The sequence below is a fragment of the Mesorhizobium sp. genome (assembly GCF_004962245.1).
GTDB lineage: Bacteria > Pseudomonadota > Alphaproteobacteria > Rhizobiales > Rhizobiaceae > Mesorhizobium.
The window spans coordinates 15115-29472 of the sequence record NZ_SUHQ01000031.1 but is presented as its reverse complement, the minus strand read 5'-3'; the positions used below and the strand labels follow the sequence as shown (position 1 = coordinate 29472).

Genomic DNA, 14358 nt, shown 5'->3' with positions numbered 1-14358 from the left:
TCGCTGCGTCCCGCTCTCTTGTCGGAGCGGTTAGAATCCACTGATCGGCGCGACCTTCGATCCGTCCGAAAACCGCGACCATCTGAAGTCCGTCGGATCGACGATCGGCGGCCGTCCGGTGACGATGTCCGCCATCAGCCTGCCTGCCGCCGGGCCGATGCCGAAGCCATGGCCCGAGAATCCGGTCGCGACATGGAAGCCGGGGACGGCATCGACCGCGGAAATGACGGGGACGGCGTCGGGCGTGACGTCGATATAGCCGGCCCAACGCTGCGCGATCTCTGCCTTGTCCAGAACCGGAAATGCCTTGCGGGCGTTCGCAAGGATACGCTCGGAGCTTTTCTTCGACGGCTTGGGATCGAGCACGCGGCAGTATTCGAAGGGGCTGGCCTCGTCCATTGCCCAACGGGTCGGCACTCTTGCCTCTTCGAGGAAACGGGGCCCCAGATGGAAATTCAGCGATCGCCACTCCATCTTCCAGGCCGGAAGAAAATCGCGCGCGTACCGAAACGAGTTCGGCACGATGTCGACGACGTTGGTCATGCTGGAGGCTATGGTATACCCGCCGTCCTGGCGCTTGCGTACAGCGAAATTGTTTGCCCACACGGCCTGTTCCGGCCCGTCCTCGACCGGCGTCGTGCGAAGAACCGTGTTCATGACCTTCAACTGCGGCAGGTCAAGGTCAAGCGCTCCGCAAAACAGGTTCGACCAGGCGCCTCCGGCAAGGACGACCGCCTTGCATGCAATGAAACCACGTTCGGTCACGACGCCCGAGACCGCGCCGTTCGTCGTCTCCACGCCGCGCACGGCGCACTCCGTTAGAATGGCGGCGCCGCGCTCGCGCGCGGCTTCGGCAATCGCCGGGGCGGCCTTCTGCGGTTCCGCGCGGCCGTCGGCGGGCGTGTACAGCGCTCCTTTGACATCGAGATTGGAGCCGGGGAGGAGATCACGCAATTCTCGCGCGCCGATCATTCGCGACTCGAGCTGATAGCCCTCGAGATGACGTCCCCAGCTTGCGTGCTGTTCGTATTCCTTGTCGTTCGCACAGGTGAACACAATTCCGGCTCGGGCATAGCCGGTATCTCGGCCCGTTCGTTCGGAGAGCCTCGTCCAGATGCGTAGTGCTTCCGCCATCAGCGGAACCTCGCGCGGATCCCGACGGGAGATGCGCACCCAGCCCCAGTTGCGGCTGGACTGCTCCTGGCCGATTCCGCCTTTTTCGCACAAAGCCACCCGCAAACCGCTCTCGGCGAGTTCCAGCGCCGTGGAGGCGCCGACGATGCCGCCGCCAATGACGACGCAGTCCACCTCCTTCGGCAGTTCAATATCTCCATGGACGGGGACGACGAATGGTCCGGGCATGCTCAGTAGAACTCCTCGAGCTGGCAATTGATTGAAAATTCGGCGACGCTTGCATGATTGGGCAGATCGAGGAGCATCCCGATGATCCGTGCGAGATCATCTGGGTCGGTCATTTGCATATCGGCGCGATTGGTGATGCTGCGTGCCATATCGGTGGCGACGAACCCGGGACAGACGGCTGTTGCCCGAATTCCAAGATCCCACCCCGCCTGCCGGATGCCGTGCGACAGCGCGACGGCGGCAAATTTGGAGATCGAATAGGAGCCCGCCGTCGCGGACTTGACCCGCTTGCCCGAGAGCGAGGCGAGGATGATCACCCGGCCCGCGTTGCTGGCCGCAAGCGACGCCCATGACGCGCGCACCAGACGGCGCGGAGCCTTCACGTTGATCTCGAACATCAGATCGAGATCGGTATCGTCGGCGTCGATGACCGACTTCGGAATCATGATGCCGGCACAGGCAATGACTGCGTCGATCCGGCCGAAGCCATCGATGGTGCCGTCGACCCACGCCTGTTCGGCGTTAGCAGCCGCGGCCTCATAGGGGAATACGCGGACGCGCTCGCTGTCGGCCCAGTCAGGCTGTACCGGTTCGCGCATGCCGAGCGACAGTGACCAGCCCGTCTCAAACAAGTGCCGGGCGCAAGCCGCGCCGATGCCGCGACTAGCACCCGACAGGAGCGCCACCCGCTGGGTGGCCTGCACTGCGCCCACTGCCGCCGGCTCACTCATTGGCCGAGACCCACGGTACGACGATAGACGCGCCGCAATATGTCGAGCAGACGCTTCTGGTCTTCCTCGGGCACACCGGCGAAGAAATCGCTGGATTGCTTGGTGGCGATCTTGCGCACCTTGCGGGCGAGGGCCGCCCCCTTTTCGGTGATATGGAGCTCCTGTGCACGTCCGTCGTCGGCTGCGGCCTCACGCGTCATAAGGTCGTGCTCGACCATCTGGTCGACCAGCCTGCCCATGGCGGAGCGATCGCGCATAATGAGCTGCGCGATGACCGAGGGCCGTATCCCTGGATGGCTGTCGACAAGAAGCAGGGTGGTGACCTTGCCGGTTCCCCGCGCGACATCGAGACCCTCCAGGCGGTCATCGAGATCATGAGAAAGGGCGATGTTGATGCTTCTGACATAGAAGCTCAACATGTCTTCGAGGACATCGAGCCCCACCGTCTCGACGGTATGAAGAGGGCCTTTCTTCTTCTTCGGCAACGGACACTCTCCTGAGGCTTCCCTGACAGCCTGCATCGAGATCACCGGCAGCCTCGAAAATGGGGTTGCCGCGAGCCTTCAAAGACATAGTTGAGCGGGTAGTGGACAATTGCAACTACTTTTGATGGACAAAAGCAACTATCTTCCCTGCGGGAAGGTCCGAAGATGCGCGTGCGGTTCGGTCGAGAAACGGCCTTGCGGCCACGTCTCTATCGGCACCGTGATAGATGGATCGCGGGACTTTCCCGATCTCCGCCTAGGCGGCGGGGACCCATTCCTTGCCGGGAATGGCAGAGATGAGTTGCCTTGTATAGGCGTGACGTGGCGATCGGAATATCTGCCAGGGCGGGCCGGATTCCACGACTTCGCCGCGGTTCATGACCAGAATCTCGTCACAGATACGGCTTGCCACTCTCAGGTCGTGAGTGATGAAGATCATGGCTATCTTCATTTCCTCCTGGATATTGGCCAGCAGATCGAGGATCTGCGCCTGGATGGAGACGTCGAGGGCGGAGACCGCTTCGTCGGCGACCAGGACCTTGGGGTCCATCATCAGAGCCCGAGCGATGCCGATCCGCTGACGCTGGCCGCCTGAGAATTCATGCGGAAACCGGTCGTAGGCACCCTCGTCGAGCCCGACCAGCCGAAGCAGCTTCAACGCTTTCGCGCGCGCTTCGCGAGCGGGCAGGCCGTGCGCCATCGGGCCGACGGTGAGGATCTTGGCGATCGTCTGCCGCGGATTGAGCGAGGCGAAAGGATCCTGGAAAATCATCTGGATGTGCGGCCGCATCGGCCGGAACTCGGAAGCCGAAAGTGCCGCGATATCCTTGCCGTCGAACAGAATGCTGCCGCCGTCGCTGTCCAGCAGCTTCAGGAGGACGCGGCCGAGGGAAGATTTTCCCGAGCCGGACTCGCCGACGATCCCGAGCGTCCGGCCCCGGCGGACCTCGAAGCTGACCTGCTTGACGGCGTGCACGATGCGCGACCGCGAGAAGAAGCCGATGCCCGGCCGGTAGGTCTTGTCGAGCTTCTGCACCTCCAGCACAATCGGAGCATCGCCGCGCGACTTCGTCTCGTTCTCGATCATGTGCGGAACGGCGGCGATCAGTCGCTTGGTGTAGGGATGGCTTGGATTGCCGAGCACGTCGGAAGCGACGCCTTGTTCGACCATCGCACCTTTCTCCATGACGATGACGCGATCGGCGATTTCCGCGACGACGCCAAAATCGTGCGTGATGAACATGACGCTCATGTTCTTTTCGCGCTGCAGCCGCCGGATCAACGCCAGGATCTGCGCCTGGGTGGTGACGTCGAGAGCCGTCGTCGGCTCGTCGGCGATCAGCAGATCGGGTCCGAGCGCGAGCGCCATAGCGATCATGACGCGCTGGCGTTGCCCGCCCGAGAGTTGGAACGGATACTGGTGACGCAGAACCTCCGGCTCCGGCAGGCCGACTTCGCCGAGCAGATCGACAACCGCCTTCGTGCGGGTCGCCGAAGTGCCTGCGTGGTGCGCTTCCATGACCTCCGCAACCTGCTGGCCGACGGTCATCAGCGGATTGAGCGCCGAAAGCGGATCCTGGAAGACGATGGAGACCGAACGGCCCCTGAGGCCGCGCAGAACGTCTTCCCGGGCGCTGGCCAGATCGTGGCCCTTGAACCGGATGCTTCCCTGCGTGATCCGCACCGAAGATGGCAGCAGGCCCATGATCGCATTGGCGGTGACGGACTTGCCGGAGCCGGATTCGCCGACGATGCACAGCATCTCACCCTTCTTCATGTCGAAGGATATGTTTTCGACCGCGTTCTCACGCTCCATGTTCCTGGGCAGGCGGATTGTCAGATTTCGAACGGACAGAACAGCTTCCTCGATCGGGTCGCCTGTAGTCATTTCGCTCGGCAGCATTGCTTGGCCTTTCGAAGTCCAATGATCTGACAACGCATACTAGCCGCACGTTCCACCGTCAGCGCAAGCCCGCATTTGTGAGATCAGGCACCGAGGTGTCTTTATCCTTATGTCGCCTTGCGAATGGCATGCTCGACGCCGCGGAGTTCGGCCAGTCCCTTGAGCCGACCGATGGCCGGATAGCCAGGCTGGGCGCCACGTGTGAGGTCATCGAGGATATCCTGGCCATGATCGGGGCGCATCGGGATGACGGCGTCCGGGCGTCCTTCCTTCTTGCGCCGCGCCTCTTCGTGGAGCAGCGCCGCCACCACCGCCACCATGTCGGTGTCGCCGGCAAGATGCTCGTCCTCGTGGAAAGAGCAGGGCATGCCAGCCGCTTCCTTGCGCACATTGCGCAGATGCGCGAAATGGATTCTTGGTCCCAGCCGCCCGATCATGCCGGGCAGATCATTATCTGGTCTTGCGCCGAGCGATCCCGTGCACAGTGTCGCCCCGTTGGCCGGGCTGTCGATTGCGTCCAGAATGTAGCTGTAGTCGGCCTCGGTCGACATGATGCGCGGCAGGCCCAGCAGCGGAAACGGCGGATCGTCCGGGTGGCAGCAGAGACGCAGACCGAGGCGTTCGGCCGTAGGCACGACCTCGGCCAGGAAGTCGACGAAATGCTGGCGCAGGGTTGTTGCATCGATGCGGTCATAGCGTGACAGTTGAGCCGCGAGACCATCGAGAGACGTGTCTTCGGTCGAGCCGGGCAGACCGGAATTGACGCTTCTTGCCAGAATCCTGCGCGCAACGTCATCCATCTGCGCGTATCGCCGCTCCGCCTCGGAGACGAGTTCCGGTGTGTAATCGCCGAGCGCCCCTTTGCGTCTCAGGATATGGATGTCGAATGCGGCGAAATCGACCAAATCGAAGCGCATGGTGGTGCCGCCATGCGGCAGGCGCCAGGCGAGGTCAGTGCGGGTCCAATCGAGCACGGGCATGAAATTGTAGCAGATGACCGAAATGCCGGCCTGCGCCAGGTTCTCCAGTGATGTCCTGTAGTTGGCTATATGGCTGCGCCATTCGCCGACCTGCGTCTTGATCGCTTCGGAAACCGGCAGGCTCTCGACGACCTCCCAGTTCAGATCGCTTGCGCTTCCATCCGGCAAAGATGCGACTTCGCGCTGACGTCTTTCGATTTCGGCTGGCAGCCAGACTGCGCCGTAAGGAACGTGGTGAAGGGCCGAGACGATGCCTTGCGCACCGGCTTGACGCGCATCCGCGATCGTCACCTTGTCGACAGGGCCGAACCAACGCCACACATGTCTCATTCGAACATCCCGTTAAAAAGAATCGCCGTGCGGCTGTGCGCCCGCCGTTGTGACCGACCCAGTGCTTCTCTTCGGCCAATATCAGATTCCGATGTATCTGACACCGATCCTGCTTGGGCACTGCACCGCCCAACCGCGATGCACCGATGCTGATCGATGCGAATGGCGATAGCGGCTGCATCAATGAACGCCAGCGCGGAGTTCCTGGCTAGAGCAGAGCTTCGTATCTATCCCCGATCTTTTCAACTTCGAAATCCGCTGCCCTGCTTTTCAGGATGGCGTCAGAAGTGGGGTGGTCCAGCATCTCAGCCATTGCCTTTGCCAGGGCCGCGGCATCGCCAACCGGCACCAAGGCGCCGAAACGACCGTCACCGAGGATCTCGCGCGGGCCATGCGGCGCATCCGTGGAGACCACCGGCACACCAGCAGCCATGGCCTCGACCAACACATTGCCAAAGCCCTCGCTCGTGGAGGAAAGGACGAACAGATCGGCTGCAGCGTAGCAGGCCGCGGGATCGTTGACGTAGCCAGCAAAAAGCACATCGGCGCCTATACCGGATTCCCGGGCATAGGCGCGCAACTCGGCAGCCAGCGGGCCTTCGCCGAAGATGACAAGCCGAGCGCGGCGGCCGGCGCGCAGGATGGCGAAGGCCCGGAGCAAAGTCCGATGATCCTTGACCGGCACCAGGCGTCCGGCGGTGGCGATGACCGGCCCATCGCCCATCGCCGCCAGCTTTGCCTGCCAGGCATAGGAATGTCCCTGGAGCGCCACAGCCGGCGGTAGCGGGTTGTTGATGACGACAACCTTGGATCTGGGGAAACCGCGGGCCATGATGTCGCGGCCGACACCCGCAGAAACGGCGATGGCTTTGGTTGCGCGCGCTGCAACCAGCGTTGAAAACCAGACCGCTATTCTGGCGCCGAGACCGCTGGAAGGCAGTGAGGCGGCTGCGTGGAAACTTGGAAAGAACCTTGCTCGGCTGCGTGCCAACAGAAGCGCCAGCGCCACGACCAGATTGGCAAATTCCGGAGCGCTATAGACCGCGTGGGGATCAAGGCGATTGAATAGACGTGCGCTTCGCACGACGCCCTTCAGCGTTGCCCATTTGCCATAACCCTCGCCCCGGATGGGAAGGCCGAAATCGACCAGATGCACGGCAGGCGAGCGCAGCGCAGCGTTAGGTCCTTCCGCGTTCCAGGTAAAAAGCGTGACATCGTGCCCACGGGACGCCAATTCATTCGCCATGAGGACGAAGACACGCTCGGCGCCGCCGCCCCTGAGACTGGCAATATGAAAGACAATGCGCTTTGGCATGCCTGGATTCAGGCTCGGCTGACGCCGATGCCTGATCGATTCGGCGGCTGGCGCATGTCGCGCACGATGCCCATGGCAATGGCGAGCAGCATGCCTAGAGCAAAGCCGGCGAAGGCCCCCATCCCGGCCACCAGGGGAGTGCGTGGCGGCCACGAGCGCCCCTTTGGCGGCACCGCGGTGGAAATCACCTGCACATTTGTGGTGTCGATCTGCTCGCGCTCGGTGATTTGGCGCGCGCGTGACAGGAAGCTTTCGTAGACCGCCCTCTTCGAGGCGGCATCGCGTTCAAGCTCACGTAGGGCGACCTGGGACTCGCTGTCGGTGAAAACATTGCCCTTCAGATCGTTCATCTTGGCGTTGAGAGAAGCCAATGAAGCCTTGGCCCTATCAAGGTTGGCTTTTGCCGTGCCGACCGTGCGGGAGAACTCCGACCTGAGTTGAGAACTGACGGTTTCGAATTCCGTCCTGAGCCTGACGATCGTCGGGTGGCGCGGACCGAAGGTCATGGACTGTGAATCGATTTGCTGCCGCAGGCCGTTTGCCTTGTCGCGCAGCACTGCGAGTGCTTCCGAAACTGTAGGGTCAGGGTTGGCCCCATTGACGCCGGAGGCAACCAAGGAGTCGTAACTTGCCTGCGCAGCGATTGCGCGCGATTGCGCCTCTACAATTTCGCTATTGAGCTGTGTCATCGTCTGCGAGCTGACAAGCTGGCCATTGCTGGCGGACAGATTGTGGCTACGCCTGTAGCTCTCGACCTTCTCTTCGGCTGCCTGCACGTCGCGCTTGAGTTGGCCGAGCCGGCCGTCAAGAGCAGCCGCGGCACGGCCGGCACCAGCAGCTTCGGCCTTGGCCAGTTCTTCCTGGAAAGCCTTGACCATGGCTTGCGAGATCAGGATCGCCTTGCCGGTGGTTTCCGCCGATACCGAGAGGGTTGTGACGAACGACGTTTCATCTGCAGAGACACTGACCCGCTCCGCCAGGCTCTTCTGGGCGATAAGCTTCGGATCGGCCTTGGTGCCACTCACCTCAGCGCCAGACGCCGGGGCGCTCCGGTCCGGGTCGTAAAACTCCGGATCGTTGGCCAGACCGAGTTCGTCCACTACATGTGCAAGCACGTTGCCCGAGGTCAAGATACGCTGCTTGCTGCGCGCGTTGAGCACTTGGCCGTCGATCTGGCCCGGCTGCGAGTAGAGGTCGTTTTCCACAATCTGCAAATTGGCGGGATTGATGAGGATTTCCGTCGCGACGGTAAAACGCTGTTTGCTCAGCAACCCATAGGCGGCACCGATGACGCCGCCGGCCACTGCCAGCATGCATGCTATGACGAGGCCGGCACGCAGCCAGACAAACAGGCGGCGAAAATCGAGCTCAAGGAAATCGCCGATCTTGTCGAGCGTCACCGTAGGGACAGGCTCGGGTGTGTGCGGCATGACAGGTCCGGAGGTGCGTGCCATGACTGGGGCATCCTGTTGCAGCCTTGCCCTGCTGGCGCGCCGCGCATTGGCGATCCGCTCGAGTGCGCTGATGTCGGAATCCGCCGCAGGGGGAGGGGGAGTGCCGGAAGCGGCGGACATGATGCTAACTCTTGTTATTCGCGACGCGGGCCAGCACTACAGAAAGATCGTTAACATCTCATTTTCCAAGTTGGCATATTTTGCCGATTCACGCGCCGCGTCCGTTCGGCGGACCCGTGAATGGACCGCGTTGGCCAGAATGCCGTTTGAATACCTCCATCTGGATGGGCCATGAGCTATCCCGCCGCCGCATCGGAACGATTGTTGTCCAGCCAGGCGCGTCGCCAGAACGCGCTGTCGCTTCTGTTTTTCCTATGCGCGGCCTTCGCGTTCCTGCTCCGCTTCACTGTGTCACCGCAGATGATGAACATGGTCGTCGACTATACGGCCCAGGGAGGCTCGTTCTACGAAAAATTGCATTTCGGCACCTATGCTATCTTTATGCTGCTTCCTCTCGTTCTTTTCAGTCGGCCATTTCTGCTGCAGGGCGACGAAATTGGAATATTCAAGGCTTTGCTGCTTTATTCTGCGCTGATGTTCGCGCTGGTGCCGTATCTGTTCATCACCGGCCGGGCCGGCTCCTCGGGGTTCATCATCGATACCTATCTGGTGGGGGGCGCGGCGGGCCTGTTGATGCTGGCCTTGAACGCGGATGTGCGGCGGGCGTTGGGTGACGTCGTGCTTGTAATGGTGATCCTCAGCGCTGTGATCGGCACGATCGAAGCGGTGACTCAACATCGATTTCTGCCTTACGGTCTCAGGGAATTGCAGTTCAGGCCAATCGGCCTATCGGCGCACCCGCTGGCATTGGGAGCGCTCTGCGCCACAGCCATCGGATTCGTACCGCTAACGCGCTGGCGCATATGGGTGCGGGTGGTATCGATCTTCGTATTGCTCGTCGGTTGTGCTGCGTCAGGCGCTCGCGCCGCCTTGATGCTCGCCGCCGGAGAAACCCTCATTTTGCTGATGTTCGTGCCTTGGCCGCGCCTGACGCCCAGGCACCAGCGGCAGGCCAAGGCCGTCGTGCTGCTGTTCGCCCTGGCGGGTGGCGCAGCGCTGGTGGCCGTACTGTTTTCGGGCGGGTTGCTTAATCGATTTAGCAACACGATCTTTGACGAAAATTTCATGGCGCGGGTGACGATCTACCAGGTGTTCGGACTTGTCAGTTGGAAAGACATCCTGTTTGGTATGAACGTCGACGACCTCCTCGCGATCGTCAACGAGAAGCTGCATCTGCCCTACATCGAGAGCGCGCCGGTGGTCATCATCATGCTCTTCGGCCTGCCCATAGCCGTGCTCTTTACCGTGCTGATATTCTGGCTCGTTTTCCGGCTGTTGCGCGCGGCGCCGCTGCCTGCATGGGTCGGCACCATGACGTTCTTGCTTGCTGCGCTGTCGAATAACGCGCTCTCGTCAAAATCGCCGGAGATCACGATAATCGTGGTGTTGCTGCTTGCCTATAGAAACGTGCCGTATAGAAACCAGCCGAAGAGCACATCTTCGGCCCCGGTCGCATCCGCGCCGAAACTGGATCGGCTCGGATAAGCACAGGCTCCAGACGCGTCAGCCGGCGCTGTCCACAACCTCGACACGGCCTGCGCGGTTAAGCGTGTGGATGCCCGCGCGAGCCCATGCTGGCCCCGGGCCGATCGGGCGAGGCGGCGCAAGACGGACATCGAAATCGTCAAGCCGATCCAGCCGCATCAACCCCAGACCGCCGCCATAGGCTCTTGATCCGTTTTGCACCGGCAGCACCAGAGCACCGCCCTGGCGGATAAGGGCGCCGCCGGGCCGAGTGGCCGAGTGATCGACGGCGATGGGGTTGAGCGTATGCGCTACCCATGGTCCGCGCAGCGAGGGTGCGGAATAGACGGCCATCGTGTCCGAGGCGCTGCCGTAACCGAACCGCTCCGTTCCCAACAGCCAGAAGCGTCCATCGGATTCGAGCAGCGTGGCGTCATTGAAATCCTTGTTCGTCATCAGCACGGTGTCGCGTACCCAGCGATCTGGAAACTGCGCGGCGCGATAGAGCACAAGCTCGCGCGCCGTCCCACTTTCAGGAATCATGAAAATCTCGCCGTCGTGAGCGAACACCTGCGGATACGACAGGTGGTGCGGTTCCTCCAGCACCACCCTCGGCACGCCGAAAGTGCCATCGTCGCCCAGTTCGGTGACAGAAATCACCCCGCGACCCGTAGCGTAGGGAAACTCCTCGACAAACAGATAGTGGCGGCCGTCCCGCTCGAGGACGAAGGGATCGGCGTAGAATCGCTGGCCATCGTCCGCGAGGACGGTGAACGGCGTACCGTCGAGTTGCCCGGTCTCGGCAACACCTGGCCCGCCGATCAGCCGATAGGCAACCTGCCAATAGAAGGGGCGTCGTCCAAGTCTGAGTTTTTGCATGGCGCGATCGACCACCCCCCTGCAGAAGAAGGGCAGATAGTGCCGGGCAAAACCGCCGGTCTTGAGGGTCGGCGCCGGGCTATCGGCAATTGGCACAAGTTTGCCCGCGGAAAAACGGGCGACGCTTTGCACAACCAGCGAGATGGCCCCGGCGAGCAGGTCGTTGCAGCTGCGAGACAGCCAAAGCCGGTCGCCGAGCATTGGTCGCCCCCGGGCGACTGTAACGCCATCGAGGCGAACGGCAAGTTCTGGCAAACGCCCGCTCGCCAGCATCTCGGTCACACCGGCGGGAAAGGTGCTGCGGCCGCAAAATTCGAGCGTCAAGACGGGTGTGCCTTGTCCCGCGGCCCTGCCCGTGAGATCGACTACAAGATCGGCGGGACCGGCATCGTCTGACGGCAATGGCTTGGAACGGCTTGCCAGCGAGGGACCGAAGCGTCGGCTTTCGATCGCCAGCACTTTATCGAGCCCGCGTGCGATAGGCGCAGGCGCCGACGCGTGGCAACTCGAAACCACGTGACCAGCCGCTTTCAACCGCACGAGAAGCTCAATTTCCCAGCACCGAGATCCGTCGGCGTGGCTGATGATTGAAATATTAGTCAATCGAATATATTCTTTTTCAAGACTACTCTGCCAAGATACCTAACGGTTCAGTCTTTCATAAGAGTTACCCGGGGAGAGCGCGGGTTTGATCGTTAATCATATATTAAGATTTAAGGTCACGAAGGCGGCTCCTGCCGCTATTGTAGCTATTGTAGCTATTGTAGCGAATAATCAGCAGGTCGCGATGCCTTCTGGCGACCAGGATCAGCAATGAACGTCCTTTCACGTCCTAAACTGCCGTTCAGGCAAAAATTGCTGATCGTGTTCGGCACGAGGCCTGAGGCGCTCAAATGCTTTCCGGTGGTGCGTGCCGCGCTTGCCCATCCAGGGTTTGTTACCGAAACATGCATTACAGGCCAGCACCGCGAGATGGTCGATCAGGTCGTCGAACTGACTGGCCTGCCGGTGCATCACGATCTCAACGTCATGCAACCTGGCCAGACGTTGTTCGACGTGACCTCGCGCGTGCTCCTGGGCATGGCCGAAGTGCTGGAGAGGGCGAAGCCCGATATCGTCCTCGTGCAAGGCGACACGACCACGGCGATGACTGCGGCCCTGGCTGCCTTCTACAGGCGCATTCCGGTCGCCCATATCGAGGCAGGATTGCGCAGCCATGATATCAACTCTCCCTTTCCGGAGGAGTTGAACCGCAAGATTGCCGGCGATATCGCTACCTGGCATTTTGCGCCGACCATCCAGGCGCGCGACAATCTCATCGCCGAAGGAAAGGCTGCGAATACCATCTTCGTGACCGGCAATACGGTGATCGACACGCTGTTGCATTTTTCCGGCGCGATCGACGCCGACAAGTTGATGAACGCGAAGCTCGCCGCCCATTTCCCCTTTCTCGACCCCGCCAAGAAAATGATCCTCGTCACCGGTCATCGCCGTGAGAACTTCGACGGCGGCATCCACCGTATTTGTGCGGCGCTGAAGAGACTGGCGGAGCGCGGGGACGTGCAGATCGTCTATCCCGTCCATCCCAACCCGAATGTGCGTTCGGTGGTCAACGAAGAACTAGGGGGCGTGCCCAACATCCATCTGGTCGACCCGCAGGACTATCTGCCGTTCCTGTTCCTGCAGAAGCAGAGCTATCTGGTGCTGACCGACAGCGGCGGCGTGCAGGAAGAAGCGCCTTCGCTCGGCAAGCCGGTGCTGGTGATGCGCGAGAATACCGAGCGACCCGAGGGGGTCGCGGCGGGTACCGCCCGTCTCGTCGGCACCGATATCGAAAAAATCCTGTCCAATGCCAACAGCCTGCTCGACGATCAGGCTGCCTACCGCGGCATGGCGGAACGACACAACCCATATGGCGATGGCCGGGCCGGTAACCGGATCGTTGAGGAACTGCTGCATCATGGCTGAGATCAAGACCGTTTCCGTTATCGGCATGGGCTACATCGGACTGCCGACCTGTGCCATTTTCGCCAGCCGCGGGCTCGACGTCATTGGCGTCGATGTCAACGAGTCGGTGGTCGAGAAGGTCAATCGCGGCGAAATCCACATCGTCGAGCCGGACCTTGATGGTTTGATCCAGAAGGTTGTAGCCAACGGCAAGCTCAAGGCGTTCAGCACGCCGCAGCCGGCGGATGCCTATGTCATCGCCGTGCCGACCCCGATGACCGACGACCACAAGCCGGATGTGAGCTACGTGCTCGCGGCGGCACGAAGCATCGCTTCCGTGCTGAAGCGGGGAGACCTTGTTGTGCTGGAATCGACATCGCCAGTCGGCACGACGCGCATCATGACGGGACTGCTTGCCGAGTTGCGGCCGGATCTCAAATTTCCTGTCACGCATGGCGAAGAGGCCGACATCCTGGTCGCCTATTCGCCAGAGCGCGTGTTGCCGGGAAAGGTCCTGACCGAGCTGATCAACAACGATCGCTCGATCGGCGGACTGTCGCGCAAGTCGTCGGAACGGACCGCGGCACTCTATTCAACTTTCGTTACCGGCGACCTGTTTATGACCCAGGCCGAAAGCGCCGAACTGGTGAAGCTGACCGAGAACGCGTTCCGCGACGTCAATATCGCCTTCGCCAACGAGCTTGCGGCAGTGTGCCAGGACCTGTCGCTCAACGTCTGGGAGGTGATCGATCTCGCTAACCGGCATCCCCGCGTGAACATCCTTCAACCGAGCCCGGGCGTCGGCGGCCACTGCATTGCGGTCGATCCGTATTTCATCATCGACGCCGCGCCTAACAGCACGCGGCTGATGGCTTCGGCACGCCGGATCAATTCCGAGCGTCCCTTGTCGGTGGTCAGGGATATCCAAGCCTTGCTCGACCCTTCCCGCAAGCAGGCGATCGCTTGTCTTGGCCTCAGCTTCAAAGCCAATATCGACGATATGCGCGAGAGCCCGGCTGTCGAGGTGGTGAAGCTCTTGTCCGATATCCCCAACCTGAAGATCATCGCGGCTGAACCCAACACACACACACTGCCGCATGAGCTCGAGGGCAAGGGCATCATCTTCACCGATGCACTTTCCGCCATCGACAAGTGCGATATCGTCGTCCTGCTGGTCGACCATCGGCAGTTCAATCTGATTGATCCCGAGGCGCTCAAGGACAAGAAGCTCATCGACACAAGGGGTTTGTGGACCTGGCGCAAGGCACGCAAGCCCGACGCCCGCATCGAAGGCAAGAAATCGGAAATCGAACACCTGGCACTTTCCGCAAGTGCAGAGGAGGCGGCATGAACGCGCACGACCCGGCATGGGCGCAGCATCGCCTGTT

12 protein-coding genes are annotated in these 14358 nt (G+C 61.5%); 4 read left to right on the top strand and 8 right to left on the bottom strand.

The features are described from left to right. Positions 1 to 30: 30 nt before the first annotated feature. The 7 genes from E5X88_RS27030 to E5X88_RS27000 all read right to left on the bottom strand — a co-directional run bounded on the left by E5X88_RS27030 (position 31) and on the right by E5X88_RS27000 (position 8560). Entirely contained in the window at positions 31 to 1362 is a 1332-nt protein-coding gene (locus E5X88_RS27030; protein ID WP_292166664.1) for an FAD-binding oxidoreductase, read from the bottom strand. Between the two features lie 2 nt (positions 1363 to 1364). Beyond that, the gene (locus E5X88_RS27025; RefSeq protein WP_292166662.1) at positions 1365 to 2093 is read right to left on the bottom strand and encodes an SDR family NAD(P)-dependent oxidoreductase; all 729 of its coding nucleotides are present in this window, start codon (positions 2091 to 2093) and stop codon (positions 1365 to 1367) included. Beyond that, positions 2090 to 2512 (bottom strand): MarR family transcriptional regulator, encoded by a 423-nt coding sequence (locus E5X88_RS27020; RefSeq protein WP_292166803.1) that lies wholly within the window; start codon positions 2510 to 2512, stop codon positions 2090 to 2092. The genes E5X88_RS27025 and E5X88_RS27020 overlap by 4 nt, the downstream gene beginning before the upstream one ends. A 322-nt stretch (positions 2513 to 2834) precedes the next feature. After that, positions 2835 to 4481, bottom strand: a complete 1647-nt coding sequence (locus E5X88_RS27015; RefSeq protein WP_292166660.1) for an ABC transporter ATP-binding protein — start codon at positions 4479 to 4481, stop codon at positions 2835 to 2837. 107 nt (positions 4482 to 4588) lie between these two features. Continuing rightward, entirely contained in the window at positions 4589 to 5791 is a 1203-nt protein-coding gene (uxuA, locus tag E5X88_RS27010) for a mannonate dehydratase (protein ID WP_292166658.1), read from the bottom strand. 208 nt (positions 5792 to 5999) lie between these two features. Next, positions 6000 to 7106, bottom strand: a complete 1107-nt coding sequence (locus E5X88_RS27005) for a glycosyltransferase (RefSeq protein ID WP_292166655.1) — start codon at positions 7104 to 7106, stop codon at positions 6000 to 6002. Between the two features lie 8 nt (positions 7107 to 7114). After that, complete coding sequence (locus tag E5X88_RS27000; RefSeq protein ID WP_292166652.1) at positions 7115 to 8560, bottom strand: GumC family protein; 1446 nt, start codon at positions 8558 to 8560, stop codon at positions 7115 to 7117. Here E5X88_RS27000 and E5X88_RS26995 point away from each other — a divergent pair. Both E5X88_RS26995 and E5X88_RS26990 read left to right on the top strand, forming a co-directional pair. Then, the gene (locus E5X88_RS26995) at positions 8559 to 8855 is read left to right on the top strand and encodes a hypothetical protein (protein ID WP_292166651.1); all 297 of its coding nucleotides are present in this window, start codon (positions 8559 to 8561) and stop codon (positions 8853 to 8855) included. The two genes, E5X88_RS27000 and E5X88_RS26995, sit on opposite strands and share 2 nt — an antisense overlap. Further along, positions 8852 to 10165, top strand: coding sequence for a VpsF family polysaccharide biosynthesis protein (locus E5X88_RS26990; RefSeq protein WP_292166648.1), 1314 nt, complete (start codon positions 8852 to 8854; stop codon positions 10163 to 10165). The genes E5X88_RS26995 and E5X88_RS26990 overlap by 4 nt, the downstream gene beginning before the upstream one ends. Positions 10166 to 10183: 18 nt before the next feature. Here the strand turns inward: E5X88_RS26990 and E5X88_RS26985 are convergent, their stop codons facing one another. Continuing rightward, the gene (locus tag E5X88_RS26985; protein ID WP_292166646.1) at positions 10184 to 11224 is read right to left on the bottom strand and encodes a hypothetical protein; all 1041 of its coding nucleotides are present in this window, start codon (positions 11222 to 11224) and stop codon (positions 10184 to 10186) included. 612 nt (positions 11225 to 11836) lie between these two features. Between E5X88_RS26985 and wecB the strand changes: the two genes are divergently transcribed. Next, on the top strand, positions 11837 to 12991 hold the full coding sequence (gene wecB, locus E5X88_RS26980) for a non-hydrolyzing UDP-N-acetylglucosamine 2-epimerase (protein ID WP_292166644.1): 1155 nt from the start codon (positions 11837 to 11839) through the stop codon (positions 12989 to 12991). Beyond that, complete coding sequence (gene wecC / locus E5X88_RS26975) at positions 12984 to 14321, top strand: UDP-N-acetyl-D-mannosamine dehydrogenase (RefSeq protein ID WP_292166642.1); 1338 nt, start codon at positions 12984 to 12986, stop codon at positions 14319 to 14321. The genes wecB and wecC overlap by 8 nt, the downstream gene beginning before the upstream one ends. Positions 14322 to 14358 lie beyond the last annotated feature (37 nt).

What these genes read in the sequence shown, in the direction of transcription:
- E5X88_RS27015 (WP_292166660.1), bottom strand. Translation starts at nt 4,481, where the DNA reads ATGCTGCCGAGCGAAATGACTACAGGCGACCCGATCGAGGAAGCTGTT.
- wecB (WP_292166644.1), top strand. Translation starts at nt 11,837, where the DNA reads ATGAACGTCCTTTCACGTCCTAAACTGCCGTTCAGGCAAAAATTGCTG.
- E5X88_RS27030 (WP_292166664.1), bottom strand. Translation starts at nt 1,362, where the DNA reads ATGCCCGGACCATTCGTCGTCCCCGTCCATGGAGATATTGAACTGCCG.
- E5X88_RS27025 (WP_292166662.1), bottom strand. Translation starts at nt 2,093, where the DNA reads ATGAGTGAGCCGGCGGCAGTGGGCGCAGTGCAGGCCACCCAGCGGGTG.
- E5X88_RS26995 (WP_292166651.1), top strand. Translation starts at nt 8,559, where the DNA reads ATGACTGGGGCATCCTGTTGCAGCCTTGCCCTGCTGGCGCGCCGCGCA.
- E5X88_RS27005 (WP_292166655.1), bottom strand. Translation starts at nt 7,106, where the DNA reads ATGCCAAAGCGCATTGTCTTTCATATTGCCAGTCTCAGGGGCGGCGGC.
- E5X88_RS26990 (WP_292166648.1), top strand. Translation starts at nt 8,852, where the DNA reads ATGAGCTATCCCGCCGCCGCATCGGAACGATTGTTGTCCAGCCAGGCG.
- E5X88_RS26985 (WP_292166646.1), bottom strand. Translation starts at nt 11,224, where the DNA reads ATGCTCGGCGACCGGCTTTGGCTGTCTCGCAGCTGCAACGACCTGCTC.
- wecC (WP_292166642.1), top strand. Translation starts at nt 12,984, where the DNA reads ATGGCTGAGATCAAGACCGTTTCCGTTATCGGCATGGGCTACATCGGA.
- E5X88_RS27000 (WP_292166652.1), bottom strand. Translation starts at nt 8,560, where the DNA reads ATGGCACGCACCTCCGGACCTGTCATGCCGCACACACCCGAGCCTGTC.
- uxuA (WP_292166658.1), bottom strand. Translation starts at nt 5,791, where the DNA reads ATGAGACATGTGTGGCGTTGGTTCGGCCCTGTCGACAAGGTGACGATC.
- E5X88_RS27020 (WP_292166803.1), bottom strand. Translation starts at nt 2,512, where the DNA reads ATGTTGAGCTTCTATGTCAGAAGCATCAACATCGCCCTTTCTCATGAT.